Source organism: Streptomyces sp. 7R007 (assembly GCF_054850255.1).
Genome location: NZ_JBTWMV010000040.1, coordinates 39,039 through 55,745 on the forward strand (window position 1 = coordinate 39,039; position 16,707 = coordinate 55,745).

The 16,707-nt window shown below is 71.4% G+C and carries 12 protein-coding genes and 1 riboswitch; of the genes, 8 read left to right on the plus strand and 4 right to left on the minus strand.

The window, feature by feature from the left end; translation table 11 throughout:
* Positions 1–7 precede the first annotated feature (7 nt).
* The 3 genes from nuoL to nuoN are packed head-to-tail and all read left to right on the plus strand — an operon-like array spanning position 8 to position 5,180.
* Entirely contained in the window at positions 8–1,954 is a 1,947-nt protein-coding gene (gene nuoL, locus ACYF6T_RS34505) for an NADH-quinone oxidoreductase subunit L (RefSeq protein WP_461701466.1), read from the plus strand.
* Between the two features lie 5 nt (positions 1,955–1,959).
* Entirely contained in the window at positions 1,960–3,534 is a 1,575-nt protein-coding gene (locus ACYF6T_RS34510; RefSeq protein ID WP_461701468.1) for an NADH-quinone oxidoreductase subunit M, read from the plus strand.
* A complete protein-coding gene (gene nuoN, locus ACYF6T_RS34515; protein ID WP_461701469.1) occupies positions 3,531–5,180 on the plus strand; it encodes an NADH-quinone oxidoreductase subunit NuoN in 1,650 nt (549 codons plus the stop codon). Before ACYF6T_RS34510 ends, nuoN begins: the two co-directional genes overlap by 4 nt.
* Positions 5,181–5,256: 76 nt before the next feature.
* Here nuoN and ACYF6T_RS34520 read toward each other — a convergent pair whose 3' ends face one another.
* Positions 5,257–5,811 (minus strand): hypothetical protein, encoded by a 555-nt coding sequence (locus tag ACYF6T_RS34520; RefSeq protein ID WP_461701470.1) that lies wholly within the window; start codon positions 5,809–5,811, stop codon positions 5,257–5,259.
* Between the two features lie 207 nt (positions 5,812–6,018).
* On the opposite strand from ACYF6T_RS34520, the gene recQ reads away from it, so the two are divergent.
* Entirely contained in the window at positions 6,019–8,028 is a 2,010-nt protein-coding gene (recQ, locus tag ACYF6T_RS34525; protein ID WP_461701471.1) for a DNA helicase RecQ, read from the plus strand.
* A gap of 307 nt (positions 8,029–8,335) precedes the next feature.
* Here the strand turns inward: recQ and ACYF6T_RS34530 are convergent, their stop codons facing one another.
* Positions 8,336–9,277 carry a M56 family metallopeptidase gene (locus ACYF6T_RS34530; RefSeq protein WP_461701473.1) on the minus strand — a complete coding sequence of 314 codons (942 nt, stop codon included), beginning with the start codon at positions 9,275–9,277 and terminating at the stop codon, positions 8,336–8,338.
* A 130-nt stretch (positions 9,278–9,407) separates the two neighbouring features.
* Positions 9,408–10,637, minus strand: a complete 1,230-nt coding sequence (gene fahA / locus ACYF6T_RS34535) for a fumarylacetoacetase (RefSeq protein ID WP_461701474.1) — start codon at positions 10,635–10,637, stop codon at positions 9,408–9,410.
* A gap of 242 nt (positions 10,638–10,879) precedes the next feature.
* Here fahA and ACYF6T_RS34540 point away from each other — a divergent pair, with 242 nt between their 5' ends.
* From ACYF6T_RS34540 to ACYF6T_RS34550, 3 genes are all read left to right on the plus strand, one after another.
* Positions 10,880–12,145 (plus strand): carboxylate--amine ligase, encoded by a 1,266-nt coding sequence (locus ACYF6T_RS34540; protein ID WP_461701476.1) that lies wholly within the window; start codon positions 10,880–10,882, stop codon positions 12,143–12,145.
* A 123-nt stretch (positions 12,146–12,268) separates the two neighbouring features.
* On the plus strand, positions 12,269–13,471 hold the full coding sequence (locus ACYF6T_RS34545; protein ID WP_461701477.1) for an FAD-dependent oxidoreductase: 1,203 nt from the start codon (positions 12,269–12,271) through the stop codon (positions 13,469–13,471).
* A gap of 146 nt (positions 13,472–13,617) precedes the next feature.
* On the plus strand, positions 13,618–14,442 hold the full coding sequence (locus tag ACYF6T_RS34550) for an HAD family hydrolase (RefSeq protein ID WP_461701478.1): 825 nt from the start codon (positions 13,618–13,620) through the stop codon (positions 14,440–14,442).
* Here the strand turns inward: ACYF6T_RS34550 and ACYF6T_RS34555 are convergent.
* Positions 14,436–14,918, minus strand: a complete 483-nt coding sequence (locus tag ACYF6T_RS34555) for a transglycosylase SLT domain-containing protein (RefSeq protein WP_461701479.1) — start codon at positions 14,916–14,918, stop codon at positions 14,436–14,438. The genes ACYF6T_RS34550 and ACYF6T_RS34555 overlap by 7 nt on opposite strands.
* A 3-nt stretch (positions 14,919–14,921) precedes the next feature.
* Positions 14,922–15,085, minus strand: a riboswitch (cyclic di-AMP (ydaO/yuaA leader).
* 550 nt (positions 15,086–15,635) lie between these two features.
* On the opposite strand from ACYF6T_RS34555, the gene ACYF6T_RS34560 reads away from it, so the two are divergent.
* Entirely contained in the window at positions 15,636–16,646 is a 1,011-nt protein-coding gene (locus ACYF6T_RS34560; RefSeq protein ID WP_461701481.1) for a polyprenyl synthetase family protein, read from the plus strand.
* Positions 16,647–16,707 lie beyond the last annotated feature (61 nt).

The following is a 16,707-nucleotide window of genomic DNA, read 5'->3' on the forward strand; positions in this document are numbered from 1 at the left end:
AAGAATCGTGGAGAACCTGATTGCGCTGCTGGTGGCGGCGCCACTGCTCGGAGCGGCCGTCCTGCTGTGCGGCGGCCGGCGGCTCGATGCCGTCGGCCACTGGATCGGCGTGCTGATGTCGACCGCCTCCTTCGTGTTCGGTCTGATCCTCTTCGCCGACCTGCTCGGCAAGGGCGCCGAACACCGCACCCTGATGCAGCACCTGTTCAGCTGGGTGCCGGTGGAGGGCTTCCAGGCGGACGTCACCTTCCGCCTGGACCAGCTGTCGATGACGTTCGTCCTGCTGATCACCGGCGTCGGCTCGCTCATCCACCTGTACTCGGTCGGGTACATGGAGCACGACGAGCGCCGCCGTCGCTTCTTCGGCTACCTGAACCTGTTCCTCGCGGCGATGCTGCTGCTCGTCCTCGCCGACAACTACCTGCTGCTGTACGTCGGCTGGGAGGGCGTCGGTCTCGCGTCGTACCTCCTCATCGGCTTCTGGCAGCACAAGCCCAGCGCGGCGACCGCGGCGAAGAAGGCCTTCCTGGTCAACCGCGTCGGCGACATGGGCCTGTCCATCGCGATCATGCTGATGTTCACCACCTTCGGGACCTTCGCCTTCGGGCCGGTCCTCGGCCACGTGGGCGACACCAGCGAGGGCAAGCTCACCGCGATCGGCCTGATGCTGCTGCTCGCCGCCTGCGGCAAGTCCGCCCAGGTGCCGCTGCAGTCCTGGCTCGGCGACGCGATGGAGGGCCCGACCCCGGTCTCGGCCCTCATCCACGCCGCGACCATGGTGACCGCGGGCGTCTACCTGATCGTCCGCTCCGGGGCCATCTTCAACGCGGCGCCCGACGCGCAGACGGCGGTCACCGTGGTCGGCGCGGTCACGCTCCTGTTCGGTGCGATCGTCGGTTGCGCCAAGGACGACATCAAGAAGGCGCTGGCCGGCTCGACCATGTCGCAGATCGGCTACATGGTGCTGGCGGCGGGCCTCGGCCCCATCGGCTACGTCTTCGCGATCATGCACCTGGTGACGCACGGCTTCTTCAAGGCCGGGCTCTTCCTCGGCGCCGGTTCGGTCATGCACGGCATGAACGACGAGGTCGACATGCGCAAGTACGGCGGCCTCAGGAAGTACATGCCGGTCACCTTCGTCACCTTCGGCCTCGGCTACCTCGCCATCATCGGCTTCCCGGGCCTGTCCGGCTTCTTCTCCAAGGACAAGATCATCGAGGCGGCGTTCGCCAAGGGCGGCACCGAGGGCTGGATCCTCGGCACCTGCGCCCTGCTCGGCGCGGCCATCACCGCCTTCTACATGACGCGCGTGATGCTGATGACGTTCTTCGGAGAGGAGCGTTGGAAGAACCAACCCACTCGCTCCCCGGAGGCCCCGAGCGCGGAGCCCGCCGCCGAGCACCAGGGCGAGCACGCCGAGCCGCACCCGCACGAGTCCCCGAAGGTCATGACGATCCCCATGATCGTGCTGGCCGTCGGCTCGGTCTTCGGCGGTGGCTTCTTCAGCATCGGCGACCGCTTCCTGCACTGGCTGGAGCCGATCACCGGCCACAGCGAGGGCGACTCCCCGCTCAGCGCGACGGCGGTCACCGCCGGGACCATGGTCTGCCTGCTCATCGGCGTCGGCATCGCGTACGCCATGTACGGCCGCCGTCCCGTCCCGGCCGTCGCCCCGCGCGGCTCGCTGCTGACCCGGGCCGCCCGGCGGGACCTGCTGCAGGACGACTTCAACCACGTCGTCCTGGTCCGCGGCGGCGAGCACCTCACGCGCTCCCTGGTCTACGTCGACCACACCCTGGTCGACGGTGTCGTCAACGGCACGGCGGCCTCGGTCGGGGGCCTGTCCGGACGCATGCGCAGGCTGCAGAACGGCTTCGCACGCTCCTACGCGGTCTCGATGTTCGGCGGTGCGGCGGTCCTCGTCGCCGCGACCCTGCTGATGAGGGCGGTCTGATACCGATGTCCTTTCCTCTGCTGACAGCGACGGCGGCGCTCCCGGCGATCGGGGCGGTCGCCACGGCCGCCGTCCCGGCCGCCCAGCGCACCGCCGCCAAGTGGCTGGCTCTGCTCGTCTCGCTCGCCACGCTCGCGCTCGCGATCACCGTCCTGGTCCGCTTCGACCCGGACGGCGGCCGCTACCAGCTCACCGAGTCGCACGCCTGGATCAAGGACTTCGGAGTCCGCTACGAACTGGGCGTGGACGGCATCGCGGTGGCGCTGATCGCGCTGACCGCCCTGCTCATCCCGTTCATCATCCTCGCGGGCTGGCACGACGCCGACCCGCTGGAGACCGGAAGCCGCCGCTGGCGTCCCACACAGGGCTTCTTCGCCCTGATCCTGGCCGTCGAGGCGATGGTGATCATCTCCTTCGAGGCCACCGACGTCTTCCTCTTCTACATCTTCTTCGAAGCCATGCTGATCCCGATGTACTTCCTCATCGGCGGCTTCGGGGACCGTGCCCACGAGCACGGCGAGGAGGCGGCGTCCACGCAGCGGTCGTACGCGGCCGTGAAGTTCCTCCTCTACAACCTGGTCGGCGGCCTGATCATGCTGGCCGCGGTGATCGGCCTGTACGTGGTCGCCGGGAACTTCAGCCTCCAGGAGATCGCGCAGGCCCGCGCGAGCGGCTCGCTGCACATGGCGACCAGCACCGAACGCTGGCTGTTCCTCGGCTTCTTCTTCGCCTTCGCGGTGAAGGCGCCGCTGTGGCCGCTGCACACCTGGCTGCCCAACGCCATGCAGGAGTCCACCGCCCCGGTCGCCGTCCTCATCACGGCGGTCGTCGACAAGGTGGGCACCTTCGCGATGCTCCGCTTCTGCCTCCAGCTCTTCCCGGAGGCGTCGAAGTGGGCGACGCCCACGATCCTCGTGCTGGCGCTCATCAGCATCGTCTACGGGGCGCTGCTCGCGGTCGGCCAGCGGGACATCAAGCGCCTGGTGGCGTACGCGTCGATCTCGCACTTCGGCTTCATCATCATGGGCATCTTCGCGATGACCAGCCAGGGCCAGTCCGGCGCGACGCTCTACATGGTCAACCACGGGATCTCCACGGCCGCGTGGATGCTGCTGGCCGGCTTCCTCATCTCGCGGCGCGGCTCGCGGCTCATCGCCGACTACGGAGGCGTCCAGAAGGTCGCCCCGGTGCTCGCCGGCACGTTCCTGATCGGCACGCTGGCCACGCTCTCCCTGCCGGGTCTCGCGCCGTTCGTGAGCGAGTTCCTGGTCCTGGTCGGCACGTTCACGCGCTACCCGGCGATCGGCATCATCGGCACCTTCGGCATCGTGCTGGCCGCGCTGTACGCCCTCGTCCTCTACCAGCGGACGATGACGGGCCCGGTGAAGCCGGAGGTCTCCGCGATGCCCGACCTCAGGGTGCGCGAGCTCCTCGTGGTGGCCCCGCTGATCGTTCTGCTGATCTTCCTGGGCGTCTACCCGAAGCCCGTGACGGACATCGTCAACCCGGCGGTGAAGTCGACCTTGTCCGACGTACACAAGAAGGACCCCAAGCCCGACGTGGAGGCGGTGGCCAAGTGAGCGCAGCAGCCGTCCACAGCCTGTGGACAACCGCGGCCGACCCGATCTCCAAGATCGACGCGCCGAAGATCGAATACGCGCAGCTGTCGCCCACCCTGATCGTCGTGGGCGCGGCGATCGTCGGGGTGCTGGTCGAGGCGTTCGTCCCGCGCAAGTCCCGCTACTACGCCCAGGTGTTCGTGTCCGCCGTCGCGCTGGTCGCCGCCTTCGCCGCGGTCGTCGCGCTCGCGGCGGACGGGTACGGCACGACCAAGGCGCACATCGCGGCCATGGGCGCGATCGCCGTCGACGGACCCTCCCTGTTCCTGCAGGGCACGATCCTGCTGTCCGGTCTGGTCGGCCTGTTCACCTTCGCCGAGCGCCGGCTGGACCCGGAGGCGCACGGCAACAGGGTCGACTCCTTCGCCGCGCAGGCCGCCTCCGTGCCGGGCAGCGACAGCGAGAAGGCGGCCGTGAAGGCCGGGTTCACCACGACCGAGGTCTTCCCGCTCCTGCTGTTCGCGGTCGCCGGCATGCTGGTCTTCCCCTCGGCCAACGACCTGCTGACGCTGTTCGTGGCCCTGGAGGTCTTCTCCCTGCCGCTGTACCTGATGTGTGCCCTCGCCCGCCGCAAGCGGCTGATGTCGCAGGAGGCCGCGGTCAAGTACTTCCTGCTGGGCGCGTTCGCCTCCGCGTTCACGCTCTTCGGCATCGCACTGCTGTACGGCTACGCGGGCTCGGTGTCGTACGGGACGATCGCGCGGGTCGTCGACGGCTCCATCACCAACGTCAACCCGGCCCTCATCGACACCATGGGCAACGACGCGCTGCTGCTGATCGGCTCCGCGATGGTCGTCATGGGGCTGCTGTTCAAGGTGGGCGCCGTGCCGTTCCACATGTGGACGCCGGACGTCTACCAGGGCGCGCCGACCCCGGTGACCGGGTTCATGGCGGCGGCCACGAAGGTCGCGGCGTTCGGCGCGCTGCTGCGGCTGCTGTACGTGGTGCTGCCGGGGATGCGCTGGGACTGGCGGCCGGTCATGTGGGCCGTCGCGATCGTCACCATGCTGGGCGGCGCGATCATCGCGATCACGCAGACCGACATCAAGCGGCTGCTGGCGTACTCGTCCATCGCGCACGCCGGTTTCATCCTCGCGGGTGTCATCGCCACCACGCCGGACGGTGTCTCGTCCGTCCTGTTCTACCTGGGCGCGTACTCGTTCGTGACCATCGGCGCCTTCGCCGTCGTGACGCTGGTGCGCGACGCGGGCGGCGAGGCGACGCACCTGTCCAAGTGGGCCGGGCTCGGGCGCCGTTCGCCGCTGGTGGCGGCCGTGTTCGCGGTGTTCCTGCTGGCCTTCGCCGGTATCCCGCTGACCTCCGGCTTCGCCGGGAAGTTCGCGGTGTTCAAGGCGGCGGCGGACGGCGGGGCGGTGCCGCTGGTCGTGGTCGGTGTGATCTCGTCCGCGGTCGCCGCGTTCTTCTACATCCGCGTGATCGTGCTGATGTTCTTCAGCGAGCCGCGGCCGGAGGGCCCCACGGTCGCCGTGCCGTCGCCGCTGACGATGACGGCGATCGCCGTCGGCGTGGCGGTCACGCTGGTGCTGGGTGTGGCGCCGCAGTACTTCCTGGACCTGGCGAACCAGGCCGGGGTGTTCGTGCGCTGACCTGTGCCACCAGGCCGACGGGCCCCGGATCCCCTCGTGGGAGCCGGGGCCCGTCGCCGTCCGCGGACCGGAGGGCTCAGGAGGCGGCCGGGCACGTCACCTCCGGGTTCGCCGCCCCCAGCAGGCCCTGGGGGCTGGGGCGGTACAGCCAGGCGTCCAGGGTGTAGTAGCCGGAGAGCCGGTCCGTGCGGAAGGTCTGGCCGAACAGCGCCGGCGTGGCCTGGCCCGAGTTCGGGACGATCCACTCCACGCCGACGAGCTCACGCGCGTCGCTGCCCGCGTCGTCCTCGTCGTCGACCAGGCCGGCCGTCACGCCGTCCGGGTCCTGCTCCTCGTCCGCGTACAGCAGGGCCGCCGGTTTGGCCGGATCGAGTGAGCCGATGTTGCCCATGTTGACGTAGCGGTAGCCGACGCCGCCCTCGGCCGAGGCGGCGCAACCGCCGATGGGGACGTAGCCGCCGTCCTTGGCGAACGGCTCGTAGGCGTACTTCGCCGTCGCCGTGTAAGTGTCGGTCAGCTGCACCCAGTCCGACGGCGCGGGGTCGGAGGCGGCGCGGGCCGGCAGGGCGGTGAGGGAGAGCGACGTGGCCGCCGCCAGGGTGAGGGCGGCTGCGAGGGGCCGAGGGGACATGCCGGAGCTCCTTGGATCGGGGACGACGGGCCTCCCCGTCCCGCCCCAGCAGCATGTCCCGGCGGCCCTGACCGCGCCATGTGACGAGAGCCGGAAGGATGACGACACACAGTCACTGACGCGGGCCTGTGGATAACTCCGTCGCTGTCGGTGCGGGCCCCTATCGTGGAGGCAGTGGTCGAGGGACGACGTGCGGGGGACAGGGCTATGGGCGGGATGGGCGGGATCAGCGAGATGCCAGAGGTGACGGACAGCGAGGCGCTGGCCACGCTGCACCGGGTCTTCGGATACGAGGCCTTCCGCGGCGAACAGGAAGCGGTCATCGAGCATGTGGTGGCCGGCGGCGACGCCGTGGTCCTCATGCCGACCGGCGGCGGCAAGTCGCTGTGCTACCAGATCCCGGCCCTGGTCAGACCCGGCACGGGCGTGGTGGTCTCCCCGCTGATCGCGCTGATGCAGGACCAGGTGGACGCACTGCGCGCGCTCGGCGTCAACGCCGGGTTCATGAACTCCACGCAGGACTTCGACGAGCGGCGCGTGGTGGAGGCCGAGTTCCTCGCAGGAGAGCTGGACCTGCTCTACCTGGCGCCGGAGCGACTGCGTCTGGACTCCACGCTGGACCTGCTCTCCCGGGGCAAGATCGCGGTCTTCGCGATCGACGAGGCGCACTGCGTCTCCCAGTGGGGCCACGACTTCCGCCCCGACTACCTGGCCCTGTCCCTGCTGGGCGAGCGCTGGCCGGACGTCCCGCGGATCGCCCTGACGGCGACGGCCACGCGGGCCACGCACCAGGAGATCACGCAGCGGCTGAACATGCCGGAGGCCCGGCACTTCGTGGCCAGCTTCGACCGGCCCAACATCCAGTACCGCATCGTGCCCAAGGCCGACCCCAAGAAGCAGTTGCTGGCGTTCCTGCGCGAGGAGCACGCGGGCGACGCGGGCATCGTGTACTGCCTCTCGCGCAACTCGGTGGAGAAGACGGCCGAGTTCCTGTCGAAGAACGGCATCGAGGCGGTGCCCTACCACGCGGGCCTGGACGCGGGCACGCGCGCGGCGCACCAGTCCCGCTTCCTGCGGGAGGACGGCCTGGTCGTGGTCGCGACCATCGCCTTCGGTATGGGCATCGACAAGCCGGACGTCCGTTTCGTCGCCCATCTCGACCTGCCCAAGTCGGTCGAGGGGTACTACCAGGAGACGGGCCGCGCCGGACGCGACGGCCTGCCCTCCACGGCCTGGATGGCCTACGGCCTCAACGACGTCATACAGCAGCGCAAGCTGATCCAGTCCGGCGAGGGCGACGAGGCGTTCCGCCGCCGGGCCGCCGCCCACCTCGACTCGATGCTGGCGCTGTGCGAGACGGCCCAGTGCCGGCGCGGCCAGCTCCTCGCCTACTTCGGGCAGGACCCCGACCCGGCGGGCTGCGGCAACTGCGACACCTGCCTGGCCCCGCCGGAGACCTGGGACGGCACGATCGCCGCGCAGAAGGTGCTGTCGACGGTGGTGCGGCTGCAGCGGGAGCGGGGGCAGAAGTTCGGCGCCGTGCAGATCGTCGACATCCTGCTGGGGCGGCGCACGGCCAAGGTGATCCAGTTCGACCACGACCAGCTGTCCGTGTTCGGCATCGGCGAGGAGCTCTCCGAGGGGGAATGGCGGGGCGTCGTACGGCAGTTGCTGGCGCAGGGGCTGCTCGCGGTGGAGGGGGACTACGGCACGCTCGTGCTCACCGAGGCCAGCGGGGCGGTGCTGCGGCGCGAGCGGGAGGTGCCGTTGCGCAAGGAGCCGAAGAAGCCGGTGACCGCGCGGTCGGCGTCCGGGTCCGCCGGCCGGGGCGAGCGCAAGGCCAAGGCTGCGGCGGCCGAACTGCCGCAGGAGTTGCAGCCCGCCTTCGAGGCGCTGCGCGCCTGGCGCGCCGAACAGGCGAGGGAACAGGGCGTCCCGGCCTACGTCATCTTCCACGACGCCACACTCCGGGAGATCGCCACGGCCTGGCCCACGTCCATCGCCCAGCTCGGCGGCATCAGCGGGGTCGGCGAGAAGAAGCTGGCGACGTACGGGGAGGGCGTGCTGGCGGTCCTGGCGTCACTGGACGGCGCACCCGACACCGGCGCGGACACACACGCCTCCGCGGGAGCGGACGCGGACGCGGGCACGGGCACGGGGGCCGATGACGACTGGCCGGAGATGGAGGGGGACCCGGAGCCGGAGGACTGGACATAGGCACGGCGAGGGAGCACGGGCGCCGCCCTGGGGGCACCCAGCGCCTGGAGCCGCCTCCCACCGAACGCGAGCCAACACGACCGACCGCTCGACCCGCCCGCTCCTCGGCCCGCTCCCCCTTCGGCCCGCTCGCTCCTCGACGCGCTCGCCCCGCCGCCCAGCCGGCCCCCTCACCCTGCTCGGCTCCCGCCGCCCAGCCGACCTCCTCACCCCGCTAGGCTCCCGCCGCCCAGCCGACCTCCTCACCCCGCTAGGCTCCCGCCGCCGAGCCGGCCCCCTCACCCCGCTCGGCTTCCGCCGCCAAGCGTCAGGTCAGGGCCGTCAGCCCTGGGCCGAACACGATCAGCAGGGGGAGCAGCGGTACCAGTGCCGCCACCGTCGTCGTCAGGGCCCGGTGCCGGCGGCCCAGGCGGGGCGGCGGCTGCAGCAGGCGGTCGACCCGCTCGCCGAGCAGGCGGTGGCTGGAGGCGCAGGACAGCACCCCGCGGTGCTGGTTCAGCTCGATCAGGGCCAGCGCGGTGGTCAGGTGACCGCACCGGCGCGACGCCGTGTCGTCCGCGGCCAGCTCCACCAGCCGGTGCGTCTGGTCGCAGAAGTGGGTGAACAGCGGCACCCGGGGAAACCCGGTGGCCAGCGCGGTCGACAGGTGCAGCAGCCAGTCGTGGTGGGAGCGGGCGTGATCGCGCTCGTGGGTGAGGACCGCGTCGAGCTGGTGGTCGGTCAGGCGGTGCAGCGCCCCCGTCGTGACGACCAGCTGCGCCGGATGGCCCGGCATCCACCAGGCGTCGGGGTACTCGTCCTCCAGCACCAGCAGCGGCCCGCGGGCCATGTCCTCCAGGCCGGCCGGCAGCTCCGGCGCGCGCTCCCGCAGGTGCGCCCGGGCCACCCCGCGCCGCCGCCGCGTCTCGACCAGCTCGCGGGCCAGCATCGCCGTCGTCCAGGCGGCGCCGCAGGCCAGCAGCAGGGTGAGCGCGGCGGCCCAGGCGGGCGCGACGGACAGGTCGTACGCGGCGGTCACCGCCGGCGGCGCGGGCGCGAAGAGCTGGGCGCGCACCGTGCCGAACACGGCGGCCGCGCCCAGCGCCAGCGCCGTCAGGCAGCACAGCAGGACGGTGGCGACCAGGCACTGCCACACCCACAGCGCGACCACGGGCTCCCGCTCGGGCCAGGCGGCCCGCACCAGCGCACGCGGCACCGGCACGGCGGCGGTGAGGGCGACGACGCTCAGCAGGAGCAGGCAGACGGTCATGCCACGGGCTCCGGTTCCTTGATAGGAGGAAGAGGGGCGGTGGGGGCGGCGGTGCGCGAGGCGCGTGCCGCCCGCCGCCAGTATGACGGCGAGGGGCGGTCGGCGTCAGGAGTCCGACGCCGACCGAAGCTCACCCGGCGGCCGGACCGGGCACGATCCGCCCCGTGACCTCGCCGAGCCCGACCCGGACCCCGCCCGGACCGGGCGCCCACGCCGACAGCGTCACCACGTCCCCGTCCTCCAGGAACGCCCGCTTGCCGTCCGGGAGTTCCAGCGGATCGCGCCCGTTCCAGGTCAGCTCCAGCAGCGACCCGCGCTGGTCGGCCGCAGGCCCGCTCACCGTGCCCGACCCGTACAGGTCGCCGGTGCGCAGGCAGGCCCCGTTGACGGTCATGTGCGCCAGCTGCTGGGCCGCCGTCCAGTACATGGTGGAGAAGGGCGGCTCGGAGACGACGTGACCGTTGACCGCGACGGAGATGCGCAGGTCGTAGCCGCCCGGCTCGTCCCCGGGGGTCGTGTCGTCCAGGTACGGCAGCAGCGGGTGCGTGCGCTGCGGCGGCGCCACCCGCGCCTCCTCCAGCGCCTCCAGCGGGGTGATCCACGCCGCCACCGAGGTGGCGAAGGACTTGCCGAGGAACGGCCCGAGGGGGACGTACTCCCAGGCCTGGATGTCGCGTGCCGACCAGTCGTTGAGCAGGCACAGCCCGAAGACGTGCTCCCGGAAGTCGCCGAGTGCCACGGGGACACCCGGCCGCGACGGCGCGCCGACCACGAAGCCGACCTCCGCCTCGATGTCCAGGCGCACGGACGGCCCGAAGACGGGCGCCGCGTCGGTGGGGGCCTTGCGCTGCCCGGACGGCCGTACGACGTCCGTGCCGGAGACCACCACCGTGCCCGCGCGGCCGTGGTAGCCGATCGGCAGGTGCTTCCAGTTCGGGGTCAGCGAGTCGGCCGCGTCCGGGCGGAAGATCTGCCCGACGTTGCGGGCGTGGTTCTCGGAGGCGTAGAAGTCGACGTAGTCCGCCACCTCGAAGGGCAGGTGCAGGGTCACCGACGTCAGCGGGTGGAGGAACTCCTCGACGACCGCCTGGTGCGCCGGCACCGTCACCCACGCGGTGACCGCCCGCCGCACGTCCGACCAGGCGGTGCGGCCGGCCCCGAGCAGCGGGTTCAGCGTGGGCCGGGCGAGCAGGGCGGCGTACGGCGAACCGAGTGCGCGGGCCGCCGCGCCCGCGTCGAGGACGTGCTCGCCCAACCGGACGCCGACGGTCCGCTCGACCGCGCCGGGGACCGAGAAGACGCCGTACGGAAGGTTGTGCGGACCGAAGGGGTCGCCCTCGGGGAGATCGAAGGGGGGCATGGGTGCTGCCTCGCTCTCGTGCGTTCCGTGTCCAGTACCGATACGCGTACTGACCTGTGGCCGCGCCACACGTTACGGCTGAGTTGCCTGTCCTGGGCAGTGTCTAAAGAGTTTGCAATGTCCGAATTGGCCTTGTCGGAGCACCCAATTCCGGCTTAGCGTCCTTTGGGGGACACGGACGGGGTGGGTCCGGTCCGTAGGGGGGACACGTGGGGGGACCCGTGGCCAGGAGCACCGGCAGCGTGCCTTTCGAGGCGGACCGCGACGTGCCGGGCCTGATCGTCAAGTTCGGCGACTACCCGCTGCACCACGGCGGGGTCGGCGCGATCCGCAGCCTGGGCCGCCTCGGTGTGCCGATGTATGCAATCACGGAGGACCGTTACACGCCCGCCGCCGCTTCCCGCTACCTGCGGCGGGCCTTCGTCTGGCCGACCACCGGCACGGAGGACCCCGGCCACCTGGTGGAGGGACTGCGCCGCGTCGGCCACCGCATCGGCCGCCCCGCGGTCCTCGTCCCCACCGACGAGGAGGCCGCCGTGCTGATCGCCGAGCACCAGGACGAGCTGAAGGAGTTCTTCCTCTTCCCGCGCGTGGACCCGGACCTGCCGCGCCGCCTGGCGAGCAAGCAGGGACTGCACGAACTGTGCGTGGAGCACGGCATCCCCAGCCCCACGGCCGCCTTCCCGCGGTCGTACGACGACATCGTGGCCTTCAGCGAGAAGGCCCGCTTCCCGGTGGTGGCCAAGAACAGGGAGGCGTTCCTGCGGCGGAAGCGGCCCGCGGTCAACGGCACGACGAGGATCGCCACCCGTGAGGGACTGCTCGCCCTCGCCCGTGACTGGGGCGACCACCCCGGCGTGATCCTCCAGGAGTACCTGCCCAGGGAGGACGCCGAGGACTGGATCGTGCACGCCTACTTCGACCAGGACTCCACCCCGCTCGCCATGTTCACCGGGGTGAAGGTCCGCTCCTGGCCGCCGCACGCCGGCATGACGGCCAACGCGTACGTGGTCGACAACCCGGAACTCGCGGACCTCGCCGCTCGTTTCATCAAACAGATCGGCTTCACCGGCATCGTCGACCTCGACCTGCGCTTCGACCGGCGCGACGGACAGTACAAGCTCCTCGACTTCAACCCCCGCATGGGCGCCCAGTTCCGGCTCTTCGAGAACGAGTCGGGGGTGGACGTCGTCCGCGCCATGCACCTCGATCTGACCGGACGCCCCGTCCCGGAGGGGGAACAGCGGGCCGGCCACCGGTACATCGTGGAGAACATCGACCTGCCCGCCCTGCTCGCCTACCGCCGCAGCGGCTATACGACGCCGCACGCGCCGGCGCACGCGAGCGGGACGGAGCTGGCCTGGCTCGCGGGTGACGACCCGCTGCCGTTCCTCACGATGCTCGCGCGCTTCGTGCGGCCGGGCGCGAAGCACCTGTATCAGCTGTGGCGGACCAACCGCCGCGGCCGCACCACCAGTTCGCGCAAGGCGGCCGGCCTGACCGGCTGAGCCGGACAGACCGGCCGAGCTGGACCGACCAGCCGGGCCGGATCGACCAGCCGAGCGGGATCGGCCAGTTGCACGAGCCGGACAACACGAAGTGACGAAAGTGACGTCCTGGGGAGGGACTTCGTGATCCAACCGGTAGCAGTCATCGGAGCCGGGCCCTTCGGCCTGTCGACCGCGGCCCACCTGCGGGCCCGCGGTCTCCCGGTGCGCGTCTTCGGCGAGCCCATGGTCAGCTGGCGCGACCACATGCCCGTGGGGATGCTCCTGAAGTCGACACCGGCCGCCTCCAGCATCCACGCGCCGCAACGCGGCCACACCCTCGCCGACTACTGCGACGCGGCGGGCATCCCGCGCCTGGTGACCGACGAGGACATCATCCCGGTGGAGACCTTCATCGCCTACGGCGAGTGGTTCCAGCAGAAACTGGTGCCCGAGCTGGAGCGGGTGCGGGTGGTCTCCGTGGACCGGCGCACCGGCGGCGGTTTCGAACTGAAGCTGGACTCGGGGGAACTGTTCACCGCCCGCGCGGTGGTCGTGGCCACGGGCCTGTCCGGGCTCGCCCACCTGCCGCGGGAGCTGGCGGCCGCCGCGCCGGACGGCCCCACGCCCTCCGGCCCCGTCTCCCACAGCTCCCAGCACCACGACCTCACGCGCTTCTCCGGCAGGGAACTGCTCGTCGTCGGCGCCGGCCAGTCCGCGCTGGAGACGGCCGTGCTGGCGGCGGAGGCCGGCGCGCGGGTGCGGGTGGTCTCCCGCGGCCGCGGCAAGGTCGCCTTCGGCGCGCCGCCCTGGGACCAGCCGCGGCTGCGGCCCGAGTCGCCCTTCGGCCGCGCCTGGTCGCTGTGGGCGTTCAGCTACTACCCCCACCCCTACCGCTACCTTCCGGCCGAGGCGCGCCACTACCTGGTCCGCCGGGTCCTCGGACCGCTCGGCGCCTGGTGGCTCAGGGACCGCTTCGACGGCCATGTGCAGGTCAGCGAGGTCGAGCGGATCGTGCGGGCCGAGGCGTCCGACGGCGCCGCGAGCCTGACCGTGCGCACCCACGCCGGCCACACCGAGAAGCTGCCCGCCGACCACGTCATAGCGGCGACCGGTTACCGGGTGAACATCGCGGCGATGGACTTCCTCGGCCACGAACTGCGCACCCGCCTGGCCGTCAGCCGAGGCACTCCGCGGCTGGGCGCCGGCTACGTCTCCTCGGTGCCCGGCCTCTACTTCACCGGCCTGCCGGCGGCGTCCTCGTACGGCCCGGTCATGCGCTTCGTGTGCGGTACGGACTTCGCCTCCCCGCGGCTGGCGAAGCACCTCGCGGCGGCGCACGGCTGAGCCGGCGGCCCACGGTTGAGGCGGTCGGCGCCGGAGGGGTGCCAAGGGCCGGGGATGATACGGGAGTTGACCGTGCTACGGGGGTGAAACCGCGGTCGGCCGGTTCGAGATGAGTCGGTGGGGCGTCCTGTCCGTATTCTCTGATCATGGCCGCACCCACCGCATATGCACTCATCGCCACCGACCTGGACGGCACCCTGCTCCGGGGCGACGACACGCTCTCCGACCGCTCCCTGGCCGCGCTGGCGCGGGTGGCGGAGGCCGGCGCCCGGCACCTCGTCGTCACCGGGCGCCCGGCGCCGAGGGTGCGGCCGCTCCTGGACGACCTGGGCAGCGCCGGGCTCGCGGTGTGCGGGCAGGGCGCGCAGGTGTACGACGCCGGCGCGGACCGTCTGCTGTGGTCCGTCACCCTGGACCGGGAGCTGGCGGAGACCGCGCTCGGCAAGATCGAGGCGGAGGTGGGGCAGGTGTACGCGGCCGTCGACCAGGACGGGGTCGACGGCCTCACCCTCATCGAGCCCGGCTATCTCATGCCGCACCCCACCCTGCCCGCCGTGCGGGTCGGGCGGCGCGACGAGCTGTGGTGCGAGCCGATCAGCAAGGTGCTGCTGCGCCATCCGGACCTGTCCGACGACGAGTTGGCGGCCACGGCGCGCTCGGTGGTCGGCTCCCTGGCCACGGTCACCATGTCGGGGCCCGGGACCGTCGAACTCCAGCCGTGCGGCATCACGAAGGCGACCGGTCTCGCGCTGGCCGCCAAGTACCTCGGCTGCGGCCCGCACGAGACGGTCGCCTTCGGGGACATGCCCAACGACATCCCCATGTTCGACTGGGCCGCCTACGGCGTCGCCATGGCCAACGCCCACCCCGAACTCAAGGCGGTGGCCGACGAGATCACCCTGTCGAACGAGGACGACGGCATCGCGGTCGTCCTGGAGAGGGTGTTCTCTCTCGCGCCCAGCGCTCAGTAGGCGCCGTAGACGTTGTCGATCGAGCCGTAGACGTGGGCCGCGTAGTTGCAGGCGGCGGTGATGTTCGCGACCGGGTCGTAGGGGTCGTACGACGTCCCGGCCACGTGGTAGGCCGCGAAGGTCGGGTCGATCACCTGCAGCAGGCCCTTGGAGGGGGTGCCGGCGGCCGCGTTCGAGTCCCAGTTGTTGATGGCGTAGGGGTTGCCGGAGGACTCGCGGATGACGTTGCGGTAGATGCCGTCGTACGTGCCCGGGATGCCGTTCTGCGCCATGACCTGGAGGGAGGCGCGGATCCAGCCGTCGAGGGTGTTGGGGTAGCCGAGCGAGGTGGCGGTGACCACGCCGGAGGTGGCCGCGGAGGCGGTGGTCGCGCCGATGAGCGGGAGGGCGAGCACGGCGGCGCCGGTGCCGGCGACGGCGAGCTTGCGGGCGAGGCGGGACGTTCTGGTGCTGCGGTGGCGAGCGGTTGCAGGCATGGCGAAGTTCCTCTCCGGCGCCTGCGAGGTGAGCTGTCGGGTTCGGGCGGGAGATGCCCGGCCGCTCCGCCCTGCGGCGGCGCGGCTTCACCCCCAGCCGGTCCGGGACGTGCCCGGATCGGCGACTTACCTGGTTCCCCCGCTCCTGCCGTACGCGAGTGTCGTTCGTCGATGGTGAGCCGTGGGCGGCGGCAGGATTCGGCGTCCGCCCGGCACGGCGGGAACGTATGCGAGAGCACATGTCGGGAACAAGTGCAGGATTCACAGAACGACCCTGTTGACCTTGGTCTGGGGCGTATGGGGTGCTTGATCCTTTGCTGGAGCCAAGGGTCAACTGGGGTGTGGCGGAAGGGGGATCGGGGAAGGCGTCGCGCGGACCGGGCCGTGGGGCGGAGTGAGCCAACTCACGGGCCCCGGGCGGGTGTCGACGCCGACGGCAAATCGGGCAATCGGCTCAACTCGCAGATAACCGGCCGCTTGTGCGGACCCTCGCCTGCGGCGATGCCGCGAGTGGCAGTACTTCCGTCTCATGGGATCGATATGCATCCTTATCGGGTGATCAGCAACATACCGGTCGTGATCCGATACCGACCGTCCTGGACGGGCGGGCGGCATCGGTGATCGAAACGTGACCGGATACGCTGACTTGAGTGATGGCAGCGACCTATCGACAAACCGTGTAATCGCCAGTAGACACCAGCAGACAGGAGACCCCTCGTGACCGTCGTCGGGCCGTTCGGGCTGAGCGTGCGGGACCAGGCTCTGGAAGCCGATGTCCAGGCCGGATTGGCGGCTGTCGAGGAGGGACTGCTCGAAGCCACCAAGAGCGAGGTCCCCTTCATCACGGAGGCCGCCCAGCATCTGGTACGGGCGGGGGGCAAGCGCTTCCGGCCGCTGCTCGTGATGCTCGCGGCGCAGTTCGGGGACCCGTACGCGCCGGGCGTCGTGCCGTCGGCGGTGGTGGTGGAGCTGACCCACCTGGCGACGCTCTACCACGACGACGTCATGGACGAGGCGGCGGTGCGGCGCGGAGTCGACAGCGCGAACACCCGCTGGGGGAACTCGGTGGCGGTGCTGACCGGCGACTTCCTGTTCGCGCGTGCCTCGCAGATCCTCGCCGACCTCGGGCCGGAGGCGGTGCGCGTGCAGTCGCTGGCGTTCGAGCGGCTGGTGACCGGGCAGATCCTGGAGACGGCGGGGCCGCAGGACGGGCGGGACCCCGTCGAGCACTACCTCGACGTGCTCGGCGGCAAGACGGGGTCGCTGGTGGCGGTGTCGTGCCGGTTCGGGGCGATGATGTCGGGGGCCGACGAGACGGTCGTGGACGTGCTGACGCAGTACGGGGAGCGGCTGGGGGTGGCCTTCCAGCTCGCCGACGACGTGCTGGACATCGCGTCCGACTCGCACGAGTCGGGGAAGACGCCGGGGACGGATCTGCGCGAGGGGGTGCCGACGCTGCCGGTGCTGCGGCTGCGGGAGCGGGCCGAGCGGTTGGGGCTGGCGGAGGACATCGCGCTGTGCGAGCTGCTGGACTCCGACCTGAGTGACGACGCGCGGCACGCGGAGGCGCTCGCGGGGCTGCGGGCGCATCCCGCGTTGGAGCAGGCCCGGCGGGACACGGTGCGGTACGCGGAGGACGCGCGGGCCGCGTTGGCGCCGTTGCCGGAGTGCGATGCGAAGGTGGCGCTGATGGAGATGTGCGACGCGGTGGTGCACCGCGCGGGCTGAGACGCCCCCGTCGCCCCTGCCCGCCCCGGCGCAGGGTGTGACGTATGGCACATCTCTGGAC